Here is a 21079-nt window from a genome sequence, read left to right as displayed (position 1 = left end):
CCCGCCAGGGTAGCCGGTATTGCGCCGCGATGCAGGACGCCTCTCGTTCACGCTGACGCGGCCACCCATCTGTCCCTGGACAGGGCCCCGTGCCTCGACCGGGACCATGCGACCCTGCAGGCACGGGAGACCTCGCCATGGATGCCCTCCGCACACAGTTCCGGGACGCCATGTCGCGGCTGGGCGCCGCGGTGAACATCATCACCACCGCCGGCCCGGCGGGCCGTGCCGGCTTCACCGCCAGCGCGGTCTGCAGCGTGACCGACGACCCGGCCATGCTCCTGGTCTGCATCAACCGCGGCAGCCGCGCCTATCCCTATGTCATCCAGAACGGCGTGATGTGCGTGAACGTGCTGGGCGGACCGCACCGGCCGGTCTCGGACAGCTTCGCCGGCTTCACCACCACGACCATGGACGAACGCTTCGGCACGGGGAGCTGGACGGTGCTCTCGACCGGGGCGCCGGCACTGGAAGGGGCCTCGGCGGCGGTGGATTGCGTGATCGAGGACGTGGTGGAGAAGGGCACCCACAGCGTGCTGTTCGGTACGGTGAAGGCCATCGCCCTCGGCCATTCGGAATCCGGCCTGATCTGGTGGGGGCGGGACTACCGCGTCGTCGGCACCGAGCTGGCCTGACACGCCCGTCCGAGCCTCCATGAAGAAACGCCAGGACCTTGTCGGGTCCTGGCGCGGTGGTCACGGCATTTCCGGGATGTTCCCGCGGCGCCGGGGGCCGCCGCGGGAACATCGGGATCAGGCGTAGCGGCGGTCCGCGACGCCCACCATCTCGCGCACGCCCATCCGGGCGCCCAGGATCGCGGCGAAGGCCCCCAGGATCAGCGTGGCGAAGATCCAGAAGGCACCCACGGCCGTGCCGGTCGCGGCCGCGTTGGCGGCCTGGCGGGCCTTCTGCTCCGCCTCGGCGGCGGTCTGCCGGGCCTGCTGCTCGTACTGCTGCACGCGCTGCGCCGCCTCCTGCTCGGAGATGCCGGCCTGGGCCGCGACGAGCTGGTTCAGCCGCGCGCGCTGGCCGTCGTTCAGGTTGCCCTGGGTGACGCCCTGGCCGACGATCGAGGCGATCTCCGCGGAACGCTGGTCGCTGTTCATGGCGCTCACGTCGTTCGGGCGGCTGAGGGCCTGGCTGATCCGGTTGGTCAGGGCCTGCTGGTCGGCCTGCGGCGTGGCCTGGGCCACGGTCTGCGCGGTCGAGGAGACGGCACGGCCCGCGCCGCCCAGCAGGGAGCCTACGGCATTGCCCGCGGTATGGGCGACACCCGAGACGGCGCTGCCCAGCAACACGGCGGAAACCAGGAAGGCGCTGGCCCAGGTGGCCAGCCCGTGCAGCGCGGCGTCGCGCCTGTCGGCGGTGCCGGAGAGCCGCGCCGCGACATAGCCGCCGGCGACGAGGCCGAGCAGGTTGGCGACAACCAGCCAGATGCTGGCGGCAAGGCCGAAGCTGGAGGCGTCAGGGGTGCTGCGGTCCACGGCGTCGATGGTGGTGGCGCCCACGGCGATGCCCAGGATGTTCAGCGTGGCGCCGACGGCGATCGCCACCAGGGCACCGGCCAGGATGGCGCCCCAGGCGGTGCGGGGGAACAGGGCCGGGGCTCCTTCCGGGACGGCAAGGTCTGGCTTGGTGGTCTGATAGGACATGGATGTGTTCCGGCGTTTGTGGTTGTGACCTTGCAACGCAAACTCGCCGGCACGGTTTGCGGAGCGCCTGCACGCCAGGCGTGTCTGTGGCAGGCAGGCCACATCGCGGCGGGCAGCCCGGCCTTTCGCCGAGGGACCCGAAAGCAGAAAGGCCCCGGGGCTTCCGCCCCGGGGCCTCGCATTGCGCATGCCGTCATCCGGCAGGCGAAAAACTCAGAATCCCGCCCCGATCGTGGCGTGAGCAGTGATCCCGGTCGCGCAGCGGAGTTCCGGCTGGGTGCAATGAGACACTGGATCACCTCCTTTCGTTTGTTGAGGACAGGAGCGGATGTGGGAAGCGCGCGGGGGCGCCGCAAGCCCCCCTCGCGGCCCCGTCCTCACATCTGGGCGTAGTTGCCGTCCTTCCAGACATAGAAGACGTAGTCGGCCACGGTCGGATCGCCCTTGCTGTCGAAGCTGGTCTCGCCCAGCACCGACTTCCACGGGCCGCCGGACTTCAGCACCTGCGCCACCTTCTGCGGGTCGGCGGTCTTGGCCTTCTCCGCCGCGTCGGCCCAGATCTGCACCGCCGCATAGGTATAGAGCGTATAGCCCTCCGGATCGATGTTGCGGGCCTTGAAGCGCGCCACCACCGGCGCGGCGCTGGGGCGGGTGCGGATGTCGGGGGCAAAGGTCATCAGCGTGCCCTCGCCGGCCGGGCCGGTGATCTGCCAGAACTCGTTGGTCACCAGCGCATCGCCGCCGATCAGCGTGACCTGCATGCCCTGCTCCTTGGCCTGCCGCAGGATCTTGCCGGACTCGGTGTGGTAGCCGCCGACATAGAGCACCGCGATATTGGCCGCCTTCAGCCGCGAGACGATGGCGCTGTAGTCCGGCTCGCCCGGCGTATAGGCGGCATAGAGCGCCTCGTTCACCCCGGCGGCGTTCAGCGCCTTCTTGGTCTCGTCCGCCAGCCCTTTCCCATAGGCCGAGTTGTCGTGGAGAATGGCGATCGGCTTGCCCTTGAAGTTCGCGGCGATGTACTTGCCGGCCACGGCGCCCTGCTGGTCGTCCCGCCCGCAGACGCGGAAGGTGTTCCAGCCGCCCTTGTCCGTATAGACCGGGTTGGTCGAGCCGGGGCTGATCTGCAGCACGCCTTCCTCGCCGTAGACCTTGCTCGCCGGGATGGAGGAACCGGAGCAGAAATGCCCGGCCACCAGCTTCACCTGCCGCCCGGCCATCTGGTTGGCCACCGAGACCGCCTGGCGCGGGTCGCAGGCATCGTCGCCCAGTTCCAGCGCCAGCTTCTGGCCCAGCACGCCGCCGGCGGCGTTGAGGTCGGTCACCACCTGCTCCGCGCCGTTGCGCATCTGCGCACCGAAGGCGGCGTACTGGCCGGTCAGCGGCCCGACCGTGGCGACGCGCAGGGGCGCGCCCTGGGCGCGGCCGGCACGGCTTCCGAGGATGGCGGGCGCGGCGAGGGCGGCACCCAGAAGGATGCGGCGATTCACGGTGAGCATGGATGGACTCCGTTCCCACGGGCCCGGGAGCCGGGCCGTCTGCGGCAAGGAGCCTAGAGCGCGGAATGTGCCGCCGCCAAGCCGGGACCGGAATGTCCGTTTCCCCGCCCGGCAAAGGAGCCCGTCCGCGCGACGTTGCGGGCGCATGGCCCGTGCTCCGTCGCGGACCTGCCACCCGTCCCGGCGCGGATCGAGCGGGACCGGCCGGTGCGGGTGATCGTCTGGCCCTGACGGTTGGCGCCGGTGCCATGACCGGGATCGTTTTCCGCGGCGCGCTGGCCTGGGCGACGCCGCTGCCGCCGGGCGTCCTCTGCCCCGCGGCCAGGACACGCGCCAGCAGGGCATCGAGGAGGTGGGCACCCTCCGCTGCGCCATCCGGGAGGCGGACGGCGCGATCAGCATCCTGCCGCGGGATACGCCTTCCGCCTGGCCCGGTCCCCCGGGGCGCTGACCTCGTCCCCGGGGGCCGGACCCGGGCGAGAGAGGGAGGGAAACCCCGGCGGGGCCAGGATGTTTGCTCTCCTGACAAGCGGATCGCGGGAACCTGGCCCGGCAGGCATGTCTGGAGCCAGGAGACGATCCGTGTTTCCACCCGCGCCCCGCGCGGATATCCGACATGGCAGGACAGATGGCAAAGCAAGCTCCAGAACTCACGCCTGTGCAATATGGTGAGGACGGGATCCTGCGGGGGCAGGGGGGCGAGACCCACCAGGTCGCGGGCAACGGCGTCGAGACCCTGACCACGCAGCAAGGCATCCCGGTTTCCGACGACCAGAACACGCTGAAGATCGGACCCCGCGGCCCCGCGTTGCTGGAGGATTTCCACTTCCGCGAGAAGATCTTCCACTTCGATCACGAGCGCATTCCCGAGCGGGTGGTGCATGCGCGTGGCTTCGGCATCCATGGCTATTTCGAGCCGACGGAATCCCTGGCCGACATCACCGCGGCGGACCTGTTCCAGCGGCCGGGCGAGAAGGTGCCGGTCTTCGTGCGCTTCTCCACCGTGGCGGGCAACAAGGGCTCCGCCGACCTAGCCCGCGACGTGCGCGGCTTCGCGGTGAAGTTCTATACCAAGGAAGGCAACTGGGACCTCGTCGGCAACAACATCCCCGTCTTCTTCATCCAGGACGCGATCAAGTTCCCCGACATGGTCCATGCCGCGAAGCAGGAGCCCGACCGCGGCTTCCCCCAGGCACAGACGGCGCATGACAATTTCTGGGACTTCGCCTCGCTGAGCCCGGAATCCACGCACATGCTGATGTGGATCATGTCCGACCGGGCGATCCCGCGCTCCTTCCGCTTCATGGAAGGCTTCGGCGTGCATACCTTCCGCTTCGTCAACGCGGAAGGGAAGTCCACCTATGTGAAGTTCCACTGGAAGCCGAAGCTGGGCCTTCAGTCGGTGATGTGGAACGAGGCGCTGAAGATCAACGGCGCCGACCCGGATTTCCACCGCCGTGACATGTGGAACGCGATCCAGGCCGGGGACTTCCCGGAATGGGAGCTCGGCGTGCAGCTCTTCGACGATGACTTCGCCGAGAAGTTCGAATTCGACATCCTGGATGCCACCAAGATCATCCCCGAGGAGCAGGTGCCGGTCCGCATCATCGGGCGCATGGTGCTGGACCGCACGGTGGACAACTTCTTCGCCGAGACGGAGCAGGTGGCCTTCTGCACGCAGAACGTCGTGCCGGGCATCGACTTCACCAACGACCCGCTGCTGCAGGGGCGCAATTTCTCCTACCTCGACACGCAGCTCAAGCGGCTCGGCAGCCCGAACTTCACCCATATCCCCGTCAACGCGCCGAAGACCCAGGTCTGCAACTTCCAGCAGGACGGGCACATGGCGATGCGGAACCCCAGGGGCCGCGCCAACTACGAGCCCAATTCCTGGGGCGCCCAGGGCGGGCCGCGCGAGGACCCGCAGCGTGGCTACCGCAGCTTCCCGGCCCAGGAGCAGGGTGAGAAGCGACGCATCCGCGCCGAGCTCTTTGCCGACCATTTCAGCCAGGCCGCCCAGTTCTACCGCAGCCAGACGCCGACGGAGCAGACCCATATCAAGGACGCCTTCGTCTTCGAGCTGAGCAAGGTCGAAACCCCCGCCATCCGGGCCCGCATGGTCGCCCATCTGCGGAACGTGGACGAGGACCTGGCCATGAAGGTCGCCGAGGGGCTGCGGCTGGAGCCGATGCCGGAGGCGACGCCGCCCGCCCGCCCGGTGATCAAGGATCTGCCGCCTTCCCCGCCGCTCAGCATCATCCAGAACGGGCCCGACAGCTTCAAGGGACGCAAGCTGGGCATCCTGGCGAGCGACGGCGCCGATGCGAAGCTGCTCCAGGCGCTGATGGCGGCCGCCAAGGCCGAGGGCGCCATGGTCGAGCTGGTCGCACCCCAGGTCGGCGGGATCGTGGACAGCGCCGGCACCCGCCACGAGGCGCAGCAGAAGGTCAATGGCGGCCCCTCGGTGCTCTACGACGCGGTCGCGCTGGTACTGTCGGAGGATGGGGCGAAGCTGCTCTCCAAGGAAGCCACGGCGAAGGACTTCGTCAGCGACGCCTTCGCCCATGCCAAGTTCATCGCCCATACCGCCGCCGCGAAGCCGCTGCTGGAAAAGGCCGGGATCACCAGCCCGGACGACGGCATCGTCACGCTGAAGGCCGAGGCGGATGCGACGGCCTTCCTCAAGGCCTGCGGCCAGCTCCGCTTCTGGAAGCGCGAGCCGGAAGTCCACGCGGTGTGACGCATCGCCCCCGGCGCCGGATGACGGGACTTCCGCCATCCGGCGCCGGCGGGCGGGATCAGCCTCCCAGATAGGCTTCCCGAACCTCCGGCCGTGCCAGCAGGGCGCGGCCGGTATCCTCCATGGTGATCCGCCCGTTCACCAGGACGTAGCCCCGATGGGCGAGGCGCAGCGCCTGGTTGGCGTTCTGCTCCACCAGCAGCACCGTCAGCCCCTCCGTCCCGTTCAGCATGCGGATGGCGTCGAAGATGCCACGCACGATCAGCGGTGCCAGGCCGAGCGAGGGCTCGTCCAGCAGCAGCAGCTTCGGCTGCGCCATCAGCGCCCGGGCGATGGCCAGCATCTGCTGCTCGCCGCCCGACAGCGTTCCGCCGCGCTGCGCCTCCCGCTCCTTGAGACGGGGAAAGAGCTGGAAGGCCCGCTCCATGCCCGGCCCCGGATCGCGGCCGAACTGTTGCGCACCCATCAGCAGGTTCTCGCGCACGCTCATGCGCGGGAAGATCCGCCGCCCCTCCGGCGACTGCGCGATGCCGAGGCGCACCACCTCATGCGTCGACAGGCCGGTAATGTCCGTGCCGTTGAACAGGATGCGGCCGGAACGCGCCTGGGGCGAGCCGCAGATCGTCATCAGCAGCGTGGACTTGCCGGCGCCGTTGGCGCCGATCAGGGCCACGATCTCCCCCTGGTTGACGCGGATGGTGACGTCGTTCAGCGCGCGCACCGCGCCATAGGCGGCGGAGACGCCGTGCAGCTCCAGCATGCTCACGCCGCGTGCTCCTCCTCGCCTTCCTCGCCCTCGCCGAGATAGGCGGCGATCACGGCCGGGTCGCGCCGCACCGCCAGCGGCACGTCGTCGGCGATCAGCCTGCCATGGTCCAGCACCACCACGCGGTCGGAGATGCCCATCACCACGCCCATGTCGTGCTCGATCAGCAGCACCGTGCAGCCGGTCTCCTTGATCCGCCGCACCAGCCGGCCGAGCTCCTCGCTCTCGCGCGGGTTGAGCCCCGCGGCCGGCTCATCGAGGCAGAGCAGGGAGGGGTCGGTGCACATGGCCCGCGCGATCTCCAGCCGCCGCTGGTCGCCATAGGGCAGGGCCCCCGCGGGCTCGTCGGCGCGGGCCAGCAGGCCGGTCTCCTCCAGCCAGTGCGTCGCCCGCGCGATCGCCGCGCGCTCCGCCTTCGGATAGCGCGACAGGCCCAGCACCGCGCCGATGCCGAAGCCGGTGGCCGCCATCAGCGTGTTGTGCTGCGCCACCAGCAGGTTCTCCAGCACCGTCATCCCGGCGAAAAGCCGGATGTTCTGGAAGGTCCGCGCCACCCCCGCCCGGGCGATGCGGTGCCCCGCCAGCCGGTGCAGCGCCTCCGTCCCCGCGTCCCGGTGCAGGCGGATGGTGCCGGAACTCGGCCGGTAGAAGCCGGTGATGCAGTTGAAGCAGGTGGTCTTGCCGGCGCCGTTCGGGCCGATCAGCGCCGTGATCTGCCCGCGCCGCGCCTGGAAGGAGACGCCTCCCACGGCGGTCAGCCCGCCGAAGCGCATGGTCAGCCCCTCGACCTCCAGGATCGGGGGCGGCTCCACGATCCCGCTCATCCGCGGCCCTCCCCGACCAGGTCGCCCGAGATGGCGCGCGCCTTGCCGAGCGAGACGGTGGGCCGGCGGGTGGAGATCAGGCCGCGCGGGCGCCAGACCATGATGGTCACCATGGCGACGCCGAAGACCAGCATCCGCCACTCCTGCAGGTCGCGGAACACCTCGAAGCCGCCGATCATCACCAGCGCCGCGATGGCCACGCCGAGCTGCGAGCCCAGCCCGCCCAGCACCACGATGGCGAGGATGATGGCGCTCTCGATGAAGGTGAAGCTTTCCGGGCTGATGAAGGCCTGCCGCGTGGCGAAGAAGGCGCCGGCGAAGCCGCCGAACATGGCGCCGAGCGCGAAGGCCGTCAGCTTGGTCGTGGTGATGTTGATGCCGAGCGCACGGGCCGCGATCTCGTCCTCGCGCAGTGCCTCCCAGGCCCGGCCCAGCGGCTGCCGCCGCAGCCGCAGCGTCACCCAGTTGGTCAGCAGCGCCAGCGCCAGGATCAGGTAATAGAGGAAGATCACCCGGTGCAGCGGCGAGGGCGTGAGGCCGAAATAGCCCGCGAAGGTGTCGGGCCCGCCGCCCATGCCGAATTCCAGGCCGAAGAAGGTGGGGCGCGGAATGCCGGACAGCCCGTTCGGCCCGCCGGTCAGCGAAACCCAGTTGATCAGCACGATCCGGATGATCTCGCCGAAGGCCAGCGTCACGATGGCGAGGTAGTCGCCGCGAAGGCGCAGCACGGGAAAACCCAGGATCACGCCCCAGAAGGCGGCGAGGATGCCGGCGAGCGGCAGGCAGATCCAGAAGCTCAGGCCGAGGTTCAGCGCCAGCAGCGCATAGGCATAGGCGCCGACCGCGTAGAAGGCGACATAGCCGAGATCCAGCAGCCCGGCGAGGCCGACCACGATGTTCAGCCCCCAGCCCAGCATCACATAGGTCGCCACCAGCACGGCGAGGTCGAGCTCGTAGCGCCCCACGCCCGGCAGGAAGGGCAGGGCGAGGCCCAGCAGCAGCAGCAGCGGCGCCACCACCCGCCCGATCCAGGAGGGCAGGCGTGGCGACCAGGCGCGTTGCGCGGCGGAACGGTGCCGCCGGTGCCAGAGCGCCAGCAGGAAGCGCCCGGCGAAGGCAAGGGCGACGAGGATCGCCACATCCGCCCAGCGCGTGCGCAGCACGAGGCCGCCCTCGCCCGGTTCCGTGCGCAGCCCGACCAGCGGCAGGAAAAGGCCGAGCGCCACCAGCGCGGCCAGCACGGCCTCCCGCAGCGCGGCGCCCAGGGCCGGGGGCCGGCCGGGCGCCCCGGCCGGCGCGGGCACCGGCAGCGGGCGCGGGATGCCGCCCGCCTCGCCCGGCGCGGGCACGCCGTCGTCCAGATGGCCCGCGCCGCCGGGACGCGGGGCGCCCATGGCCGCGCCGCCCAGCGCGGCCGCGCCGCCCGGGATGTCGTCTTCCGGGTCGTTGCCGCTCATACCTTCTCGACCTCATGGCGGCCGAGCAGGCCGGTGGGCAGGAAGAGCAGCGTCAGCGCCAGGATCGAGAAGGCGGCGACATCCTTGTACTGCACGGAGAAATAGGCGCTCCAGAAGGTCTCGATCAGCCCGATCAGCAACCCGCCCAGCACCGCGCCGGGCAGGGAGCCGATGCCCCCCAGCACGGCGGCGGTGAAGGCTTTCACCCCGGCCAGGAAGCCGATGTAGAAGTCGATCACGCCATAGCGCACGAGGTAGAGCGTGCCCGCCACGGCGGCGAGCGCGGCGCCGATGACGAAGGCCAGCGAGATGGTGCGGTCCACGTTGACGCCGAGCAGCGCGGCCATCTTGCGGTCCTGCTCCACCGCCCGCATGGCGCGGCCGAGCGAGGTGCGCGTCACCAGGATGGTGAAGATGGTGAGCACCACCAGCGTCACCACCAGGATGGCGATCTGCACCCAGGAGATCTGCACCACGAAGCCGTTCTGCTCGAACAGGTTCAGCCCGCCCGGCACCAGCGGCTCCATCGGCTTGACCCGCGCGCCCTGGCTCACCTGCACGAAGTTCTGCAGCAGGATGGACATGCCGATGGCGCTGATCAGCGGCGCCAGTCGGAAGGAGCCGCGCAGGGGGCGGTAGGCCACGCGTTCCACCGTCCAGCCATAAAGGCCGGTGATAGCCATGGAGAAGACCAGCGCCAGCAGGATCGCCGCGCCGCCCGTCATCCAGCCGCCGCCCGAGAGCAGCAGCAGGCCGATCAGGGCCGAGAAGGCGCCGATCATGAAAATGTCGCCATGGGCGAAGTTGATCATGCCCACGATGCCGTAGACCATCGTGTATCCCACGGCGATCAGCCCGTAGATCATGCCGAGCGAGACGCCGTTCACCAATTGCTGCAGCGCATAGGCCAAGCCCGTATCCCCCTCCGACTTTTGGAGAGGCTAGGCGAGGTTTGCCGGTGCTGTCATCGCCGGGACAAGCGGAAGCGGAGAGCCAACGTGGAATTCATCCGGGCATCCGCCGGGCGGATGCCTCGATAACGTTCGCGGCTGCCGCACATCCGGGCAGGGCGCGTCATTCCCGCAACGTCAGGACGAGGGCGCCCTCGGCATGCGCCATGCCGCAGCGCCCGTCGAGAAGCAGGTCCCCCGTCCGGCGCATCCCGGCCCGCCAGACCGGGCGCGGGCCCAGCCGGCGGGCCAGGCGGTCCCCCGGCGTCAGCAGCCAGCTCCGGCCGGGGCCCAGCCGCGCCACCCCGGCGGCGGCACCGGGCGGCAGGCGAGTGATCCGGATCTCGCGCGCCGGCGGCGGCACCAGGCAGGTGAGCCAGTCCTCCCCGCCATCCCCGCCGGCACCGATCCAGCGGCCATGCGGCAGGTTGCGCAGGAGGCAGGCGGCGCCCGTGAGCAGGAGCGGCCTGCCGCTCCCGATCAGCCGGCTGGCCTCCTGGGGCGTGACGATCATGCGGCGGGTTCCGGGGCGTCCATCCGCCGTTTCTGCGGCCCGGGCGGTTAAGGATGCCTTGCCGCGACGTTTCGCTTTCCCGGGAGCGTCAGCCCTGGCGCGGCGCCGCCGCCCGGCGCAGGCGGTCGTTGATGGCCTCGCCCAAGCCGGCGGCCGGGACAGGCATGGCGGCGATGCCGGCAAGGCCGAGGCGCGATCCCTCCTCGTCCAGGAAGCGCAGCCCGGCGAAGAGGCGCGAGGCGGCCTCGGCCAGGTCGCCGCGTTCCGACAGGTTCCAGGCCAGGCGGGCGCCGGGCAGGGGCCGGCCGAAGGCCAGCAGCGCCTCGTGCGGGTCCAGGTGCCGCGCCTCCAGCCGCACCGGCAGGCCGGGCGCGTAGTGCGAGCGCAGCATCCCCGGCGAGGGCAGGCCCTGCTGCCGCGCCAGCAGCGCGAGCATCTCCTCGACCTCCTCCTCCAGCTGCGGGTCGTGGAAGGCCCCGATCACGTCCTCGATCGCCTCCACCGTGACGCCGCCGGGGCGCAGCAGGCTGGGCTGGCCGCCGGCGAGGTTCAGCACCGTGCTTTCCAGCCCGACGGCGCAGGGTCCGCCATCCAGCACCGCCGCGATGCGCCCGCCGAGCCCTTGCAGGACATGCTCCGCCGTGGTCGGCGAAACGCGGCCGGAGGGATTGGCCGAGGGCGCCGCGACCGGCGTGCCGGCCCGCCGCAGCAGCTCCCGCGCCAGGGGATGGGCGGGCACGCGCACCGCCATGGTCTCGGTGCCGGCGGTGGTCAGCAGATCGACCTTCGAGCCACGCCGGCGCGGCAGCACCAGCGTCAGCGGTCCCGGCCAGAAGCGTTCCGCGAGGCTGCGGGCGCGCTCGTCGGCCACCACCTCGGCGAAGGCGGCCTCGGCATCGGGGAAGTGGCAGATCAGCGGGTTGAAGCGCGGCCGGCCCTTGGCGGCGAAGATCCCGGCCACCGCCCGCCCGTTCCGGGCATCGGCGCCCAGCCCGTAGACGGTCTCGGTGGGGAAGGCCACCAGATCGCCCGCCCGCAGCAGCGCGGCAGCCCGCTCCAGCGCCTCCGGCGGCAGGCGTCCGGTCATGACGCCGCCTGCCCCTGCGCCCCGTCGCCGCGGCCCCAGGCGATGAAGGGGCCGTTCTCGAAGCCCGGCTTGCCGTAGCGGAACGGCGCGCCCGCCATGTCCAGCACCCGGCCGCCGGCGGCTTCCAGCAGGGCCTGGGCGGCGGCGGTGTCCCATTCCATGGTGCGGCCGAAGCGCGGATAGAGGTCCGCCTCGCCCTCGGCCAGCCGGCAGAACTTCAGCGCCGAGCCGCAGTTCACCACCTTCGCCACCCGGCGCTCCGCCAGGAAGGGCTCCAGGCGCGGGTCGTCGCGGTAGTGGTTGCTGAACATCACGGTGATGCCCTCCTCCGGCGGGGTGCGGGCGGCGATGGCGCGGCGGCCGGCGGCATCCTCCTTCCAGGCCAGGGCGGGCCGGCCTTCCGCCGCGACGAGGCCGCCGAAGACCTCCCCCGTGGCCGGCAGCGCCACGGCGCCGAGCAGCGCCCGGTCGCCCTCCACCAGCCCGACGCAGACGGCGAAGCTGTCGCTGCCCTGGGCGAATTCCCGCGTCCCGTCCAGCGGGTCCACCAGCCAGTAGCGATGCGCCAGCGCGGGAATCCGTCCGGCGCAGACCTCCTCCTCGGCGATCACCGGGATCTCCGGCACCGCCGCGCGCAGCCCCTCCAGGATGATCGCCTCGGCCACGCGGTCGGCCTCCGTCACCGGCGAATGGTCGCTCTTGCTCTCCACGGCGAAGCCGGCGGCCCGTACCGCCAGGATGGCGCCGGCGGCGGAACGCGCCAGCCGCGCGGCCAGCTCCAGAAGCTCGTGATCGGTCATCCACCGTGGATAGACCCGGCGCCGGTGCGGCGCCATACGGCAAACCGCCTGCCTCCCCCGCCATTCCCCGGCACCGGCCTCCCTCATTGGCTCGCCGCACCGGCTCTCGCCGATACGCACGCTGAACGGTCCGCGCGCTAAAACCGGCTGGCCCCCTCCACGCCGGGCCGCCGCCATGGCACGTTGCGGCGGAACCGGGGCGGCCCCGCGCCCTTTCCGGGAATCCCCGAAGGCTGTCCCGTGCAGGGATCTTCCGGGCAGGGTTCCCGTCCGCGGGCCGTCCGACGCGTCGCAGGGAGTGCTCTCCGGTCATGCTCGATATCGCCTTCGCCAAGCCGTCCCTTCCCACAGGCGGCGCCGTCGCCATCCTGCTGGCGGAGGAAGACCTGGGCGGCGGTGCCTGGCACGACTGGGACCAGGCGCTGAACGGCATCCTGTCGCGCGGCATCGCGGCGGCGGAGTTCAAGGCGCGGCGCAGCCAGGCCACCACGCTCTTCGCGCCCGGGAACGGGCTGAACCGGATCGTGCTGGTCGGCCTCGGCAAGCGGGCGGAGCTGGACGCCCCGGCGATCGAGGCGGCGGGCGGCACCGCCGTCGCCGCCCTGGCCGCCGAGGGCACGGCGGCGCTGGACGCCCGCGCGGTCGGCGGCTGGGCCGGGCTCGCCGGCAGCAACGGCGCGGCCGGCGCCACGCCGGGTGGCAATGGCGCGGCGAGCGCCGCGCTGGGCGCCACGCTGCGGATGTACCGCTTCGACCGCTACCGCACGACGGAGAAGGCGGAGGACAAGCCGCGCCTGACCGCGCTGAAGGTGCTCTGCGACGATCCCGCCGCCGCCAAGGCGGCCTGGGCCACCGGCCGGGCCGTCGCCCAGGGCGTCTTCACCACCCGCGACCTGGTGAGCGAGCCGCCGAACGTCCTCTACCCCGAGGAATTCGCCGACCGGCTGTCGAAGCTGGAGAAGCTCGGCCTCGATGTCGAGGTGCTCGGCCCCAAGGACATGCGCAAGCTGGGCTTCGGCGCGCTGCTCGGCGTGGCCCAGGGCTCGGCGCGCGAACCGCGCGCGGTGATCCTGCGCTGGAACGGCACGGGCGCGAAGAAGCCGGCGAAGCCGCTCTGCTTCGTCGGCAAGGGCGTGACCTTCGACACCGGCGGCATCTCCATCAAGCCGGCCGGCGGCATGGAGGACATGAAGTGGGACATGGCCGGCGCCGGCACGGTGGCGGGCCTCATGGCCACGCTGGCCGGGCGCAAGGCCAGGGTGGACGCGATCGGCATCGTCGGGCTGGTGGAGAACATGCCCTCCGGCACGGCGCAGCGCCCGGGCGACGTGGTGACCACCGCCTCCGGCCAGACGGTGGAGGTGATCAACACCGACGCCGAGGGCCGCCTCGTGCTGGCGGACATCATGTGGTACGCCAAGAAGCGCTTCGACCCCGCCTTCATGATCGACCTCGCCACCCTGACCGGCGCGATCATCGTGGCGCTGGGCAACGAGCACGCGGGGCTCTTCTCCAACGACAACGGCCTGGCGGAACGCATCCTGGCCGCCGGCAAGGCGACCGGCGAGCTCGCCTGGCGGATGCCGCTGGGCGAGGCCTACGACAAGCAGATCCGCTCCGACATCGCCGACATGAAGAATGTCGGCGGGCGGCCCGGCGGCTCGATCACCGCGGCGCAGTTCATCCAGCGCTTCGTCGATGGCTGCCCCTGGGCGCATCTCGACATCGCCGGCACGGCCTGGAGCGGCAAGGACCAGCCGACCACGCCGAAGGGCGCCACCGCCTGGGGCGTGCGGCTGCTCGACCGCCTCGTGGCGGAGCATTACGAGGACATGCCGCTTCCGGCCGCCGAGCCGGCGGAGGACACCCAGGCGGCGGTGGCCGGCGGCGCTGCCTCGGCCGCCCTGCTGTCGGAGGGCGAGCCCGCGCCGGTCCCGGCCACGCCGGAGCCCGCCGCCACCACGCCCGATGCCCTGTCCGCCGCGCCGGAACCCGCCCCGGAGGCGCCGTCCGATGCCGCGCCGGCCAGATCCTCGCGCGGCCGCGGAGGCAGCCGCCGCCCGCGCAAGGGCTGATGCTGCGCATCGCGTTCCACCGGGAGGCCGCGCCGGGACTGCCTTGCCTGCTGCCGCTGCATCCCGGCGCGCCGCATGCCCATGAGGCGCGGGCCCGGGCGGCCGGCTTCACCGGGGCGGTGGGGGAGACGGCTTCGCTGCTCCCGGACGGGCCGGTGCTGGCCGGCCTCGGCCCCGCCGCCGGGAGCGGTTCGGAGCGCCAGTGGATGGAGGCGGGCGGTCATGCCGTCCTGGCGCTGCAACGCGCTCTTCCGGGTGCGCGCCACGCGGTGCTGGACGCGCGCGGGCTGGAGCCGGGCCTCGCCGCCGCCCTGGCCGCCGGTGCCGCGCTGCGGAGCTGGCGCTTCGACGCACTGCGCCATGCCCCGCCGGAAGAAGCGGCCGGGGAGGCCGTGAGGCTGGAGGCGCTGGACATCCTGGCCGACGACCCCGCCCTGGCGCTGCTGGCCTGGGAAGCGCAGGAGCCTTCGGTGCGCGGCGCGCTCTTCGCCCGCGACCTGGTGGCGGAGCCGGGAAACCGGCTGAACCCGCGTGAATTCACCCGGCGGCTGGAGGCGCTCTCCGCCGAGGGGCTGCGGGTCGAGGTCTGGCGCCGCAAGGATCTGGCGAAGGCCGGCTTCGGCGCGCTGCTGGCGGTGGGGCAGGGGGCGGACACCCCGCCCCGCCTCGTGGTGCTGCGCTGGCCGGGGGATGGCGGGGCGGGGGACGGCGAGGCCGCGCCGGTCGTCTTCGTCGGCAAGGGCATCACCTTCGACACCGGCGGCATCTCCATCAAGCCCGCCGCCGGGATGGAGGAGATGCGCGCCGACATGGCCGGGGCCGCCGCCTGCGCCGGGGCCATGCTGGCACTCGCCGCGCGTGGCAGCCGCACCCCGGCGGCCGCCGTGCTGGCCATCGCCGAGAATGCGGTCGGCGCCGCCTCCTTCCGCCCCGGCGACGTGGTGCGCACCCTGTCGGGCCGCACGGTGGAGGTGGTGGACACGGATGCCGAGGGCCGCCTGGTGCTGGCCGATGCGCTGACGCACGCGGTCTCCGCGCTGCGGCCGCGTGCCGTCATCGACCTCGCCACGCTGACCGGCAGCATCGTCACCGCGCTGGGCCATCACCGCGCCGGGCTGTTCGGCAATGACGACACGCTGCGCGACGCGGTGATGGCGGCGGGCGAGGCGGTGGGTGAGCCGCTCTGGCCCATGCCGATCGGCACGTCGCATCGCGAGGACCTGCACAGCGACATCGCCGACCTGCGCCAGTGCTGGCCCGGCGGCACCGGGCGCCGCGGCATCCCCGATGCCTGCCATGCCGCCGCCTTCCTGCGCGAATTCATCGGCCCGGGCAGCGGCGCGCCATCCGGGTCCATCCCCGGATTCACCCCTTGGGCGCATCTCGACATCGCCGGAATGGAAAGCCGGGAGGAAGATGGCCCCCTGGGTCCCAAGGGGCCGAGCGGCTATGGCGTGCGCCTGCTCGACCGCCTGGTGCGGGACCATTTCGAGACCCGGCGGAGGCGGCGTGGCTGAGATCGGCTTCTACCACCTGACGCGTACACCGCTGGCCCAGGCCCTGCCGCGCCTGCTGGGCCGCGTGCTGGAAAGCGGCGGCCGTGCCGTGGTGCTATGCGGCGGCCCGGAGCGGCTGGCCGCGCTGGATGCCTCGCTCTGGCTCAGCACCGATCCCGACTGGCTGCCGCACGGCACGCCCGCCGTGGGCCATGCGGAGTTGCAGCCGATCTGGCTCACCACGGAGGACGAGGCGCCCAACGGGGCACGCTTCCTCTTCCTGGTGGATGGCGCCGAGAGCGCCCGGCTGGACCGCTTCGACCGGGTGCTCGACCTCTTCGACGGAAACGACGCGGAGGCCACCGAGGCCGCCCGCGACCGCTGGCGCCGCGCCAAGGCAGCCGGCCATGCGCTGACCTACTGGCAGCAGGGTGCCCGCGGCTGGGAGAAGAAGGCGGGCTGAACGCCGGTCCCTCAGCGTTGCAGGACGAAGTCCAGGCCGAGGCGGATGGCCGGGTCCACGACTGACTGGTGGGTTTCGCCGGGAAAGAGGTGGAAGGCGACCCGGGGTCCGGCCGGGCCGAGCTGCGAGAGCCGTTCCGCCAGATCGCGCGCCCGGTCCACCTGCCGGGCGATGCGGGCGCGTTCCGAGATCGGGGCGGGCGGGCGCGGCTGCTCCAACTCGCCGACCGTGACCAGGAGGCGCAGGCGGGGGGCGACTTCGGGCGGGGCGGCCTCGAAGCCGGCCTCCAGCGGCAGGATCGTGCCCTGGCCGTAGCCGATCGAGGGACTGGCCGCGACATGGGCGCGGAACAGGCCAGGCTGGCGGAACAGCGTATAGAGCACGAAGAGGCCGCCATAGGAGTGGCCGAAGAGGCTCCGGTCCGCCGGGTCCAGCCTTGCTTCCTGTGCCAGCCGGGGCAGCAGCTCGTCCCGGACGAAGGCCAGGAAGGCGGGGGCGCCGCCTTCCTCCGGGATCGGCGGCTCGGCCGGCACGGTATAGTCCAGCTCGCGCCGGTTCCGCCCCGGATAGCCGATGGCCGCGATCGCCGCGCTGCCGCCATGGGCCTCCAGCGCCGCCACCGCGGGCTCGAAATGCCCGTCGCCGTCCAGCAGCAGGAAGAGCGGAAAGCCGCCCGCCGGTGGGGGGGTGCCGGGCTCCGCGAAGTAGATCCGGTAGGGCCGTTCCGTTTCGCCGCCCGCCAGCATCTCCCATTCGCGGCGGCGCATGGGGGTGGGCGCCACTTGTGCGGCGCCACTGCCCGCCGCTGTCACCATGCCGGATGTCCCGGCTGCCAGGAGAGCGCGTCGCCGCATCGATGGCCTCCTTTGCCGGGACGGAAGGGGCGGGAGGCGGCCTCGCACCCGTCCCGGTCCGCCCGTGTCATGCCCGAGCCTTTCCGGCGGGAAAAGACACAAGCCCGGGGCCTGCCTTCCATGTCCTTGATGCGGCTGGATTTCCCGATCTCGTGTCGGGACGGTTCTCCTAAAACCATCTTTCCGCTCAAACCCGTTGCTTCCGCCAGCGTCTTAACACCGAGCTTTAACCGACATGGCGAGGGAGGCAGAGATGATGGCAATCCGGCGGATCGCAGGTATCGCCCTGCTGGGCCTCAACTTGCTGGGAGGGCCGCTTGCCGCCCCGGCGCTGGCGGACCGGCCGCAGATCGACCGCTCGGGCCGGGCGCTCGACATGCAGCTCATGGTGCGGGACCCATCCGGCAAGGGTGCGGGGCGGCTGGAACGCGGCAGCTTCGATCCCGATGGCGACATGGCCCTCAGCAACAGCCTGCCGGCCGGCAGCACGGCCCGGGTGACCAATCCCCGCAACGGCCGCTGGGCCATGGTGCGGATCGGCCGGCAGGGCGAGCCTCGCGATGCGGAACAGCCGGTCCTGGTGGCCGGCCCGCGTGTGGCGGCACTGCTTGGCATGTCCGGTGGGGATGAGGTGGTGCGCGTGGCGCCGTTGGCCGTGCCTCAGGCCGACGGCACGATCCGGCTGGGCGAGGGCACGGGAATGTCCGGCCAGCAGGCGGTGATCGTGCATCCGGAGCGCGGGTAAGGACCTTCCCGGAAAGTGCCGCGGAACCGTCAGGCCCGGGGCGTGGCGTCCGGCGGCGGCTCACGCCAGCCATAGGCGGTTTCCGGCACGGCATGGCCGGACAGGCTGGCCTGCCGTTCCAGCACCGGCTGCCCGCCGAGCCGTTCGTAGAAGCCGCGCGCCTGATGGTGGCTGCCCAGCACCCACAGCGCGAAGGGCGACAGCCCCATCCCGCGCAGGGCCAGGGCCATCCGCCGCAGCATGTCGCCGCCATGGCCACGGCCCTGCGCGGCGCGCAGCAGGTACAGGGCGGTGATCTCGCCGGGAAAGCCCGCCGCCCTCAGCGCCGCGTCCCGCTGCCGGCCGCAGGCGCCGAAGCCGAGGAGCGGGGCGCCGGGTGCCTCCTGCAGCACGAGGACCGGGCGCGCCGCGGTATCGGCCAGCACCGCGCGCCAGATCGCCTCGCCGTCCTCCACGGTCCGCGCGGCGATCGCCGCCCCGGGCAGCAGGCCGGGATAGGTCTCGCGCCAGGCGGCGACATGGATCTCGGCGATCCGCCGTGCCTCGGCGGGATGGGCGGGGCGGATGGCGCTCATGCCGCTTCCAGCTTCTCCCCCAGCGCCAGCCACTCCTCCTCCAGCGCCTCCACCTCCCGCGCGATGGCGGCGCGGCGGGTATTGGCCCAGGCGATGTCGGCCGGCCTGCGCTTGGCATAGAACTCCGGGTCGGCGAGCTTGCGCTCGATCAGCCCGTCCTCCAGCCGCAGCTTCTCCAGCAGCTTCTCGATCTGCTTCACCCGTTCGCGCAGCGGCGCCAGGGCGGCGCGGGCCTCGGCGCGCTCGCGGCGGTCGTCGCGCTTCGCCGGGCCGGTGTCGCGCGCCACGGGGCGGGCGCGTTCGAGCAGGAAGTTGCGGTAGTCCTCCATGTCGCCATCGAAGGACGACACGGCGCCATCCGCCACCAGCCAGAGCCGGTCCGCCACCAGTTCCACCAGCCGCGGGTCGTGGGTGATCAGCACCACCGCGCCGCCGTAATCGGCCAGGGCGCGGATCAGTGCCTCGCGCGCATCCATGTCCAGGTGGTTGGTCGGCTCGTCGAGGATCAGCAGTTGCGGCGCATCGCGCGTGCAAAGCGCCAGCAGCAGCCGCGCCTTCTCCCCGCCCGAGCAGTCGCGCACCAGGGTCGTGGCACGGTCCTCGTCCAGGCCGAAGCGCGCGAGCTGGCCGCGGCACTGCGTTTCCGTCGCCTTGGGCAGCGCCGCCTGCATGTGTGTCAGCGGCGTGCCGTCCGGGTTCAGCTCCTCCGCCTGGTGCTGGGCGAAGAAGCCGACCTTGAGGCGCGGCGTGCGGCGGACCTCGCCGCCCATCGCCTCCATCCGCCCGGCGATCAGCTTGGCCAGGGTGGACTTGCCGTTGCCGTTGGCGCCCAGCAGCGCCACGCGGTCGTCGCTGTCCAGCCGCAGGTCCAGCCCCCGCAGGATCGGGCGCCCGTCATAGCCCACGCTGGCGCCCATCATGGTCAGGATCGGCGGCGCCACCTCGGCCGGCTCGGGAAAGGCGAAGGGGGTGACGCGGTCCTCGGTCACCGCCTCGATCGGCGGCAGCTTCTCCAGCGCCTTCAGCCGCGACTGCGCCTGCCGCGCCTTGCTGGCCTTGTAGCGGAAGCGGTCCACGAAGGCCTGCATATGCGCCCGCTCGGCCGCGATCTTCGTGTTCTGCGCCATCTGCTGCGCCCGGCGCTCGTTGCGGATGCGCAGGAACTCGCCATAGCCGCCGGGATAGGCGGTGATCTTCCCGCCCTCCAGATGCGCGATCCCGTCCACGCAGCGGTCCAGCAGGTCGCGGTCATGGCTGATGATGATCGCGGCGCCGGCGAAGCGGCGAAGCCAGCCCTCCAGCCAGATCGTCGCTTCCAGGTCCAGGTGGTTGGTCGGCTCGTCCAGCAGCAGCAGGTCCGGTTCCAGGAACAGCGCCCGGGCCAGCGCCACGCGCATCCGCCAGCCGCCGGAATACTCGCCCACCGGGCGCGCCTGCGCGGCCGCGTCGAAGCCCAGCCCGGCCAGCACCGTGGCGGCGCGCGCCGGGGCGGCGTCGGCGCCGATGGCGCGCAGGCGCTCGTGCAGCTCCGCCTCGCGCAGCGGCTCGACCCCGGCCTCCAGCTCCGCCAGCAGCGTGGCACGCTCGGTATCGGCCTCCAGCACCGTGTCCAGCAGCGAATCGGTGCCGCCCGGGGCCTCCTGCGCCAGATAGGCCATGCGGGCGCGCGCCGCGAAGCGGACCTCGCCGCCATCGGGCTGCAACTGCCCGGTCAGCACCCGGAACAGGGTGGACTTGCCGACCCCGTTGCGGCCGACGAGGCCGATCTTGTGCCCGGGGTCGAGTTGCAGCGAGGCGCCGTCCAGCAGCGTCCGGCCCGCGAGGCGCACGGTAAGGTCGTGGATGGCGAGGACGGTCATGCCGGAGTTCTAGAGCAGTTCCCGCCGGGCTGGAATTCATCCCTGTGGAAGAGTCGGAGGCCAGGCGACGGCTCTGGCCAGAAAGAGCACTACAATGTCTAAAAAATTCTAATAAAATCAAATTTATCCAAATTTTCTAGTGCGCAAACATTGATTCAATGCCTTTTTCACGATGGAGTGGTGGAAATTCCCGTAACACCTCCACAGAGAGAGCCACTTCTCGTTCGGCCCGTTCTGCAACCATTCGTGCAACATGAACCAACAAAGTGATACCTTTGCTCAGCACGCTGTGCTAAGCCTGCATTTGTAGATAAAATGATACCAACGAACGCGAATGAAACCTCTTCCAGCCGGCTCCGGAACGGCGATGGGATGGGTGTGCGGGCTGCATAGGTCTCTGTCGGGGTGCCTGTTCCGGGCGGGCAAGGGAGAGTGGGTATGGAGAAGGTGATCGCTGCGCCGGGACAGGACATGACGCTGGTCGCGGAGCGGCTTCCCCATGGTGACACTGTGGGGAACGGAGCCTACGCCGCGGATGCGGGCGCTCTGCTGCTCGTTCTCCTGCTCGTCGCCGCGCTGGGCCACTATTTCCATGATCGCCGGCGCCTGCCGCCCCGGAAGCGGGGCACGGCGGCCCTGACCCAGGATGGGACGCCCCGGTTGCGCCGCTGATCCCCCCGGATCGCACCGGCGCCTGCCGGCACCCCCGCGATGGAGGCGGAA

Annotated in this window: 18 protein-coding genes and 1 pseudogene; 7 read left to right on the top strand and 12 right to left on the bottom strand. The window is 71.7% G+C overall.

Annotation, left to right across the window (positions count from 1 at the left end; translation table 11 throughout):
* Window positions 1–137: 137 nt before the first annotated feature.
* Window positions 138–635 carry a flavin reductase gene (locus tag BT98_RS0107805; protein ID WP_019461755.1) on the top strand — a complete coding sequence of 166 codons (498 nt, stop codon included), beginning with the start codon at window positions 138–140 and terminating at the stop codon, window positions 633–635.
* A gap of 117 nt (window positions 636–752) precedes the next feature.
* Here the strand turns inward: BT98_RS0107805 and BT98_RS0107800 are convergent, their stop codons facing one another.
* Entirely contained in the window at window positions 753–1652 is a 900-nt protein-coding gene (locus BT98_RS0107800) for a hypothetical protein (RefSeq protein ID WP_019461754.1), read from the bottom strand.
* A gap of 377 nt (window positions 1653–2029) precedes the next feature.
* Window positions 2030–3151 (bottom strand): branched-chain amino acid ABC transporter substrate-binding protein, encoded by a 1122-nt coding sequence (locus tag BT98_RS0107795; RefSeq protein WP_019461753.1) that lies wholly within the window; start codon window positions 3149–3151, stop codon window positions 2030–2032.
* A 628-nt stretch (window positions 3152–3779) separates the two neighbouring features.
* On the opposite strand from BT98_RS0107795, the gene BT98_RS0107790 reads away from it, so the two are divergent.
* Window positions 3780–5891 (top strand): catalase, encoded by a 2112-nt coding sequence (locus tag BT98_RS0107790; protein ID WP_026033307.1) that lies wholly within the window; start codon window positions 3780–3782, stop codon window positions 5889–5891.
* A gap of 58 nt (window positions 5892–5949) precedes the next feature.
* Here BT98_RS0107790 and BT98_RS0107785 read toward each other — a convergent pair whose 3' ends face one another.
* From BT98_RS0107785 to cysQ, 7 genes are all read right to left on the bottom strand, one after another.
* Entirely contained in the window at window positions 5950–6657 is a 708-nt protein-coding gene (locus BT98_RS0107785; protein WP_019461751.1) for an ABC transporter ATP-binding protein, read from the bottom strand.
* Window positions 6654–7481: an ABC transporter ATP-binding protein gene (locus BT98_RS0107780; protein WP_019461750.1), complete on the bottom strand. Its 828-nt coding sequence runs from the start codon at window positions 7479–7481 to the stop codon at window positions 6654–6656. Before BT98_RS0107780 ends, BT98_RS0107785 begins: the two co-directional genes overlap by 4 nt.
* Window positions 7478–8938, bottom strand: a complete 1461-nt coding sequence (gene livM, locus BT98_RS0107775; RefSeq protein WP_019461749.1) for a high-affinity branched-chain amino acid ABC transporter permease LivM — start codon at window positions 8936–8938, stop codon at window positions 7478–7480. The genes BT98_RS0107780 and livM overlap by 4 nt, the downstream gene beginning before the upstream one ends.
* Window positions 8935–9849: an ABC transporter permease subunit gene (locus BT98_RS0107770; protein WP_019461748.1), complete on the bottom strand. Its 915-nt coding sequence runs from the start codon at window positions 9847–9849 to the stop codon at window positions 8935–8937. The genes livM and BT98_RS0107770 overlap by 4 nt, the downstream gene beginning before the upstream one ends.
* 163 nt (window positions 9850–10012) lie before the next feature.
* On the bottom strand, window positions 10013–10402 hold the full coding sequence (locus BT98_RS0107765) for a hypothetical protein (protein ID WP_019461747.1): 390 nt from the start codon (window positions 10400–10402) through the stop codon (window positions 10013–10015).
* Window positions 10403–10490: 88 nt separating this feature from the next.
* A complete protein-coding gene (locus tag BT98_RS0107760) occupies window positions 10491–11489 on the bottom strand; it encodes an L-threonylcarbamoyladenylate synthase (protein ID WP_019461746.1) in 999 nt (332 codons plus the stop codon).
* Window positions 11486–12289 (bottom strand): 3'(2'),5'-bisphosphate nucleotidase CysQ, encoded by an 804-nt coding sequence (cysQ, locus tag BT98_RS0107755; RefSeq protein ID WP_026033305.1) that lies wholly within the window; start codon window positions 12287–12289, stop codon window positions 11486–11488. Before cysQ ends, BT98_RS0107760 begins: the two co-directional genes overlap by 4 nt.
* 311 nt (window positions 12290–12600) lie before the next feature.
* Here cysQ and BT98_RS0107750 point away from each other — a divergent pair.
* The 3 genes and pseudogenes from BT98_RS0107750 to BT98_RS0107740 form a co-directional block, all read left to right on the top strand.
* Window positions 12601–14124, top strand: a pseudogene (locus BT98_RS0107750) (leucyl aminopeptidase); the annotation flags it as partial.
* A gap of 239 nt (window positions 14125–14363) precedes the next feature.
* Window positions 14364–15881, top strand: a complete 1518-nt coding sequence (locus tag BT98_RS23620; protein WP_019461743.1) for a leucyl aminopeptidase family protein — start codon at window positions 14364–14366, stop codon at window positions 15879–15881.
* On the top strand, window positions 15874–16323 hold the full coding sequence (locus tag BT98_RS0107740) for a DNA polymerase III subunit chi (RefSeq protein WP_027297187.1): 450 nt from the start codon (window positions 15874–15876) through the stop codon (window positions 16321–16323). Before BT98_RS23620 ends, BT98_RS0107740 begins: the two co-directional genes overlap by 8 nt.
* Window positions 16324–16334: 11 nt before the next feature.
* Here the strand turns inward: BT98_RS0107740 and BT98_RS0107735 are convergent, their stop codons facing one another.
* Window positions 16335–17177, bottom strand: a complete 843-nt coding sequence (locus tag BT98_RS0107735) for an alpha/beta hydrolase (protein WP_026033304.1) — start codon at window positions 17175–17177, stop codon at window positions 16335–16337.
* 253 nt (window positions 17178–17430) lie between these two features.
* On the opposite strand from BT98_RS0107735, the gene BT98_RS26010 reads away from it, so the two are divergent.
* Window positions 17431–17922, top strand: coding sequence for an RlpA-like double-psi beta-barrel domain-containing protein (locus tag BT98_RS26010; protein WP_019461740.1), 492 nt, complete (start codon window positions 17431–17433; stop codon window positions 17920–17922).
* A 29-nt stretch (window positions 17923–17951) separates the two neighbouring features.
* Here BT98_RS26010 and BT98_RS0107725 read toward each other — a convergent pair whose 3' ends face one another.
* Together BT98_RS0107725 and BT98_RS0107720 are read right to left on the bottom strand one after the other, a co-directional pair.
* The gene (locus BT98_RS0107725; protein ID WP_019461739.1) at window positions 17952–18497 is read right to left on the bottom strand and encodes a GNAT family N-acetyltransferase; all 546 of its coding nucleotides are present in this window, start codon (window positions 18495–18497) and stop codon (window positions 17952–17954) included.
* Entirely contained in the window at window positions 18494–20356 is a 1863-nt protein-coding gene (locus BT98_RS0107720) for an ABC-F family ATP-binding cassette domain-containing protein (RefSeq protein WP_019461738.1), read from the bottom strand. The genes BT98_RS0107725 and BT98_RS0107720 overlap by 4 nt, the downstream gene beginning before the upstream one ends.
* Before the next feature lie 438 nt (window positions 20357–20794).
* Here BT98_RS0107720 and BT98_RS0107715 point away from each other — a divergent pair, with 438 nt between their 5' ends.
* A complete protein-coding gene (locus tag BT98_RS0107715; protein WP_019461737.1) occupies window positions 20795–21028 on the top strand; it encodes a hypothetical protein in 234 nt (77 codons plus the stop codon).
* Window positions 21029–21079: the final 51 nt, after the last annotated feature.

This window comes from Roseomonas mucosa ATCC BAA-692, assembly GCF_000622225.1.
GTDB classification, from domain to species: Bacteria; Pseudomonadota; Alphaproteobacteria; order Acetobacterales; family Acetobacteraceae; genus Roseomonas; species Roseomonas mucosa.
This window is presented reverse-complemented; position numbering and strand designations above follow the sequence as displayed.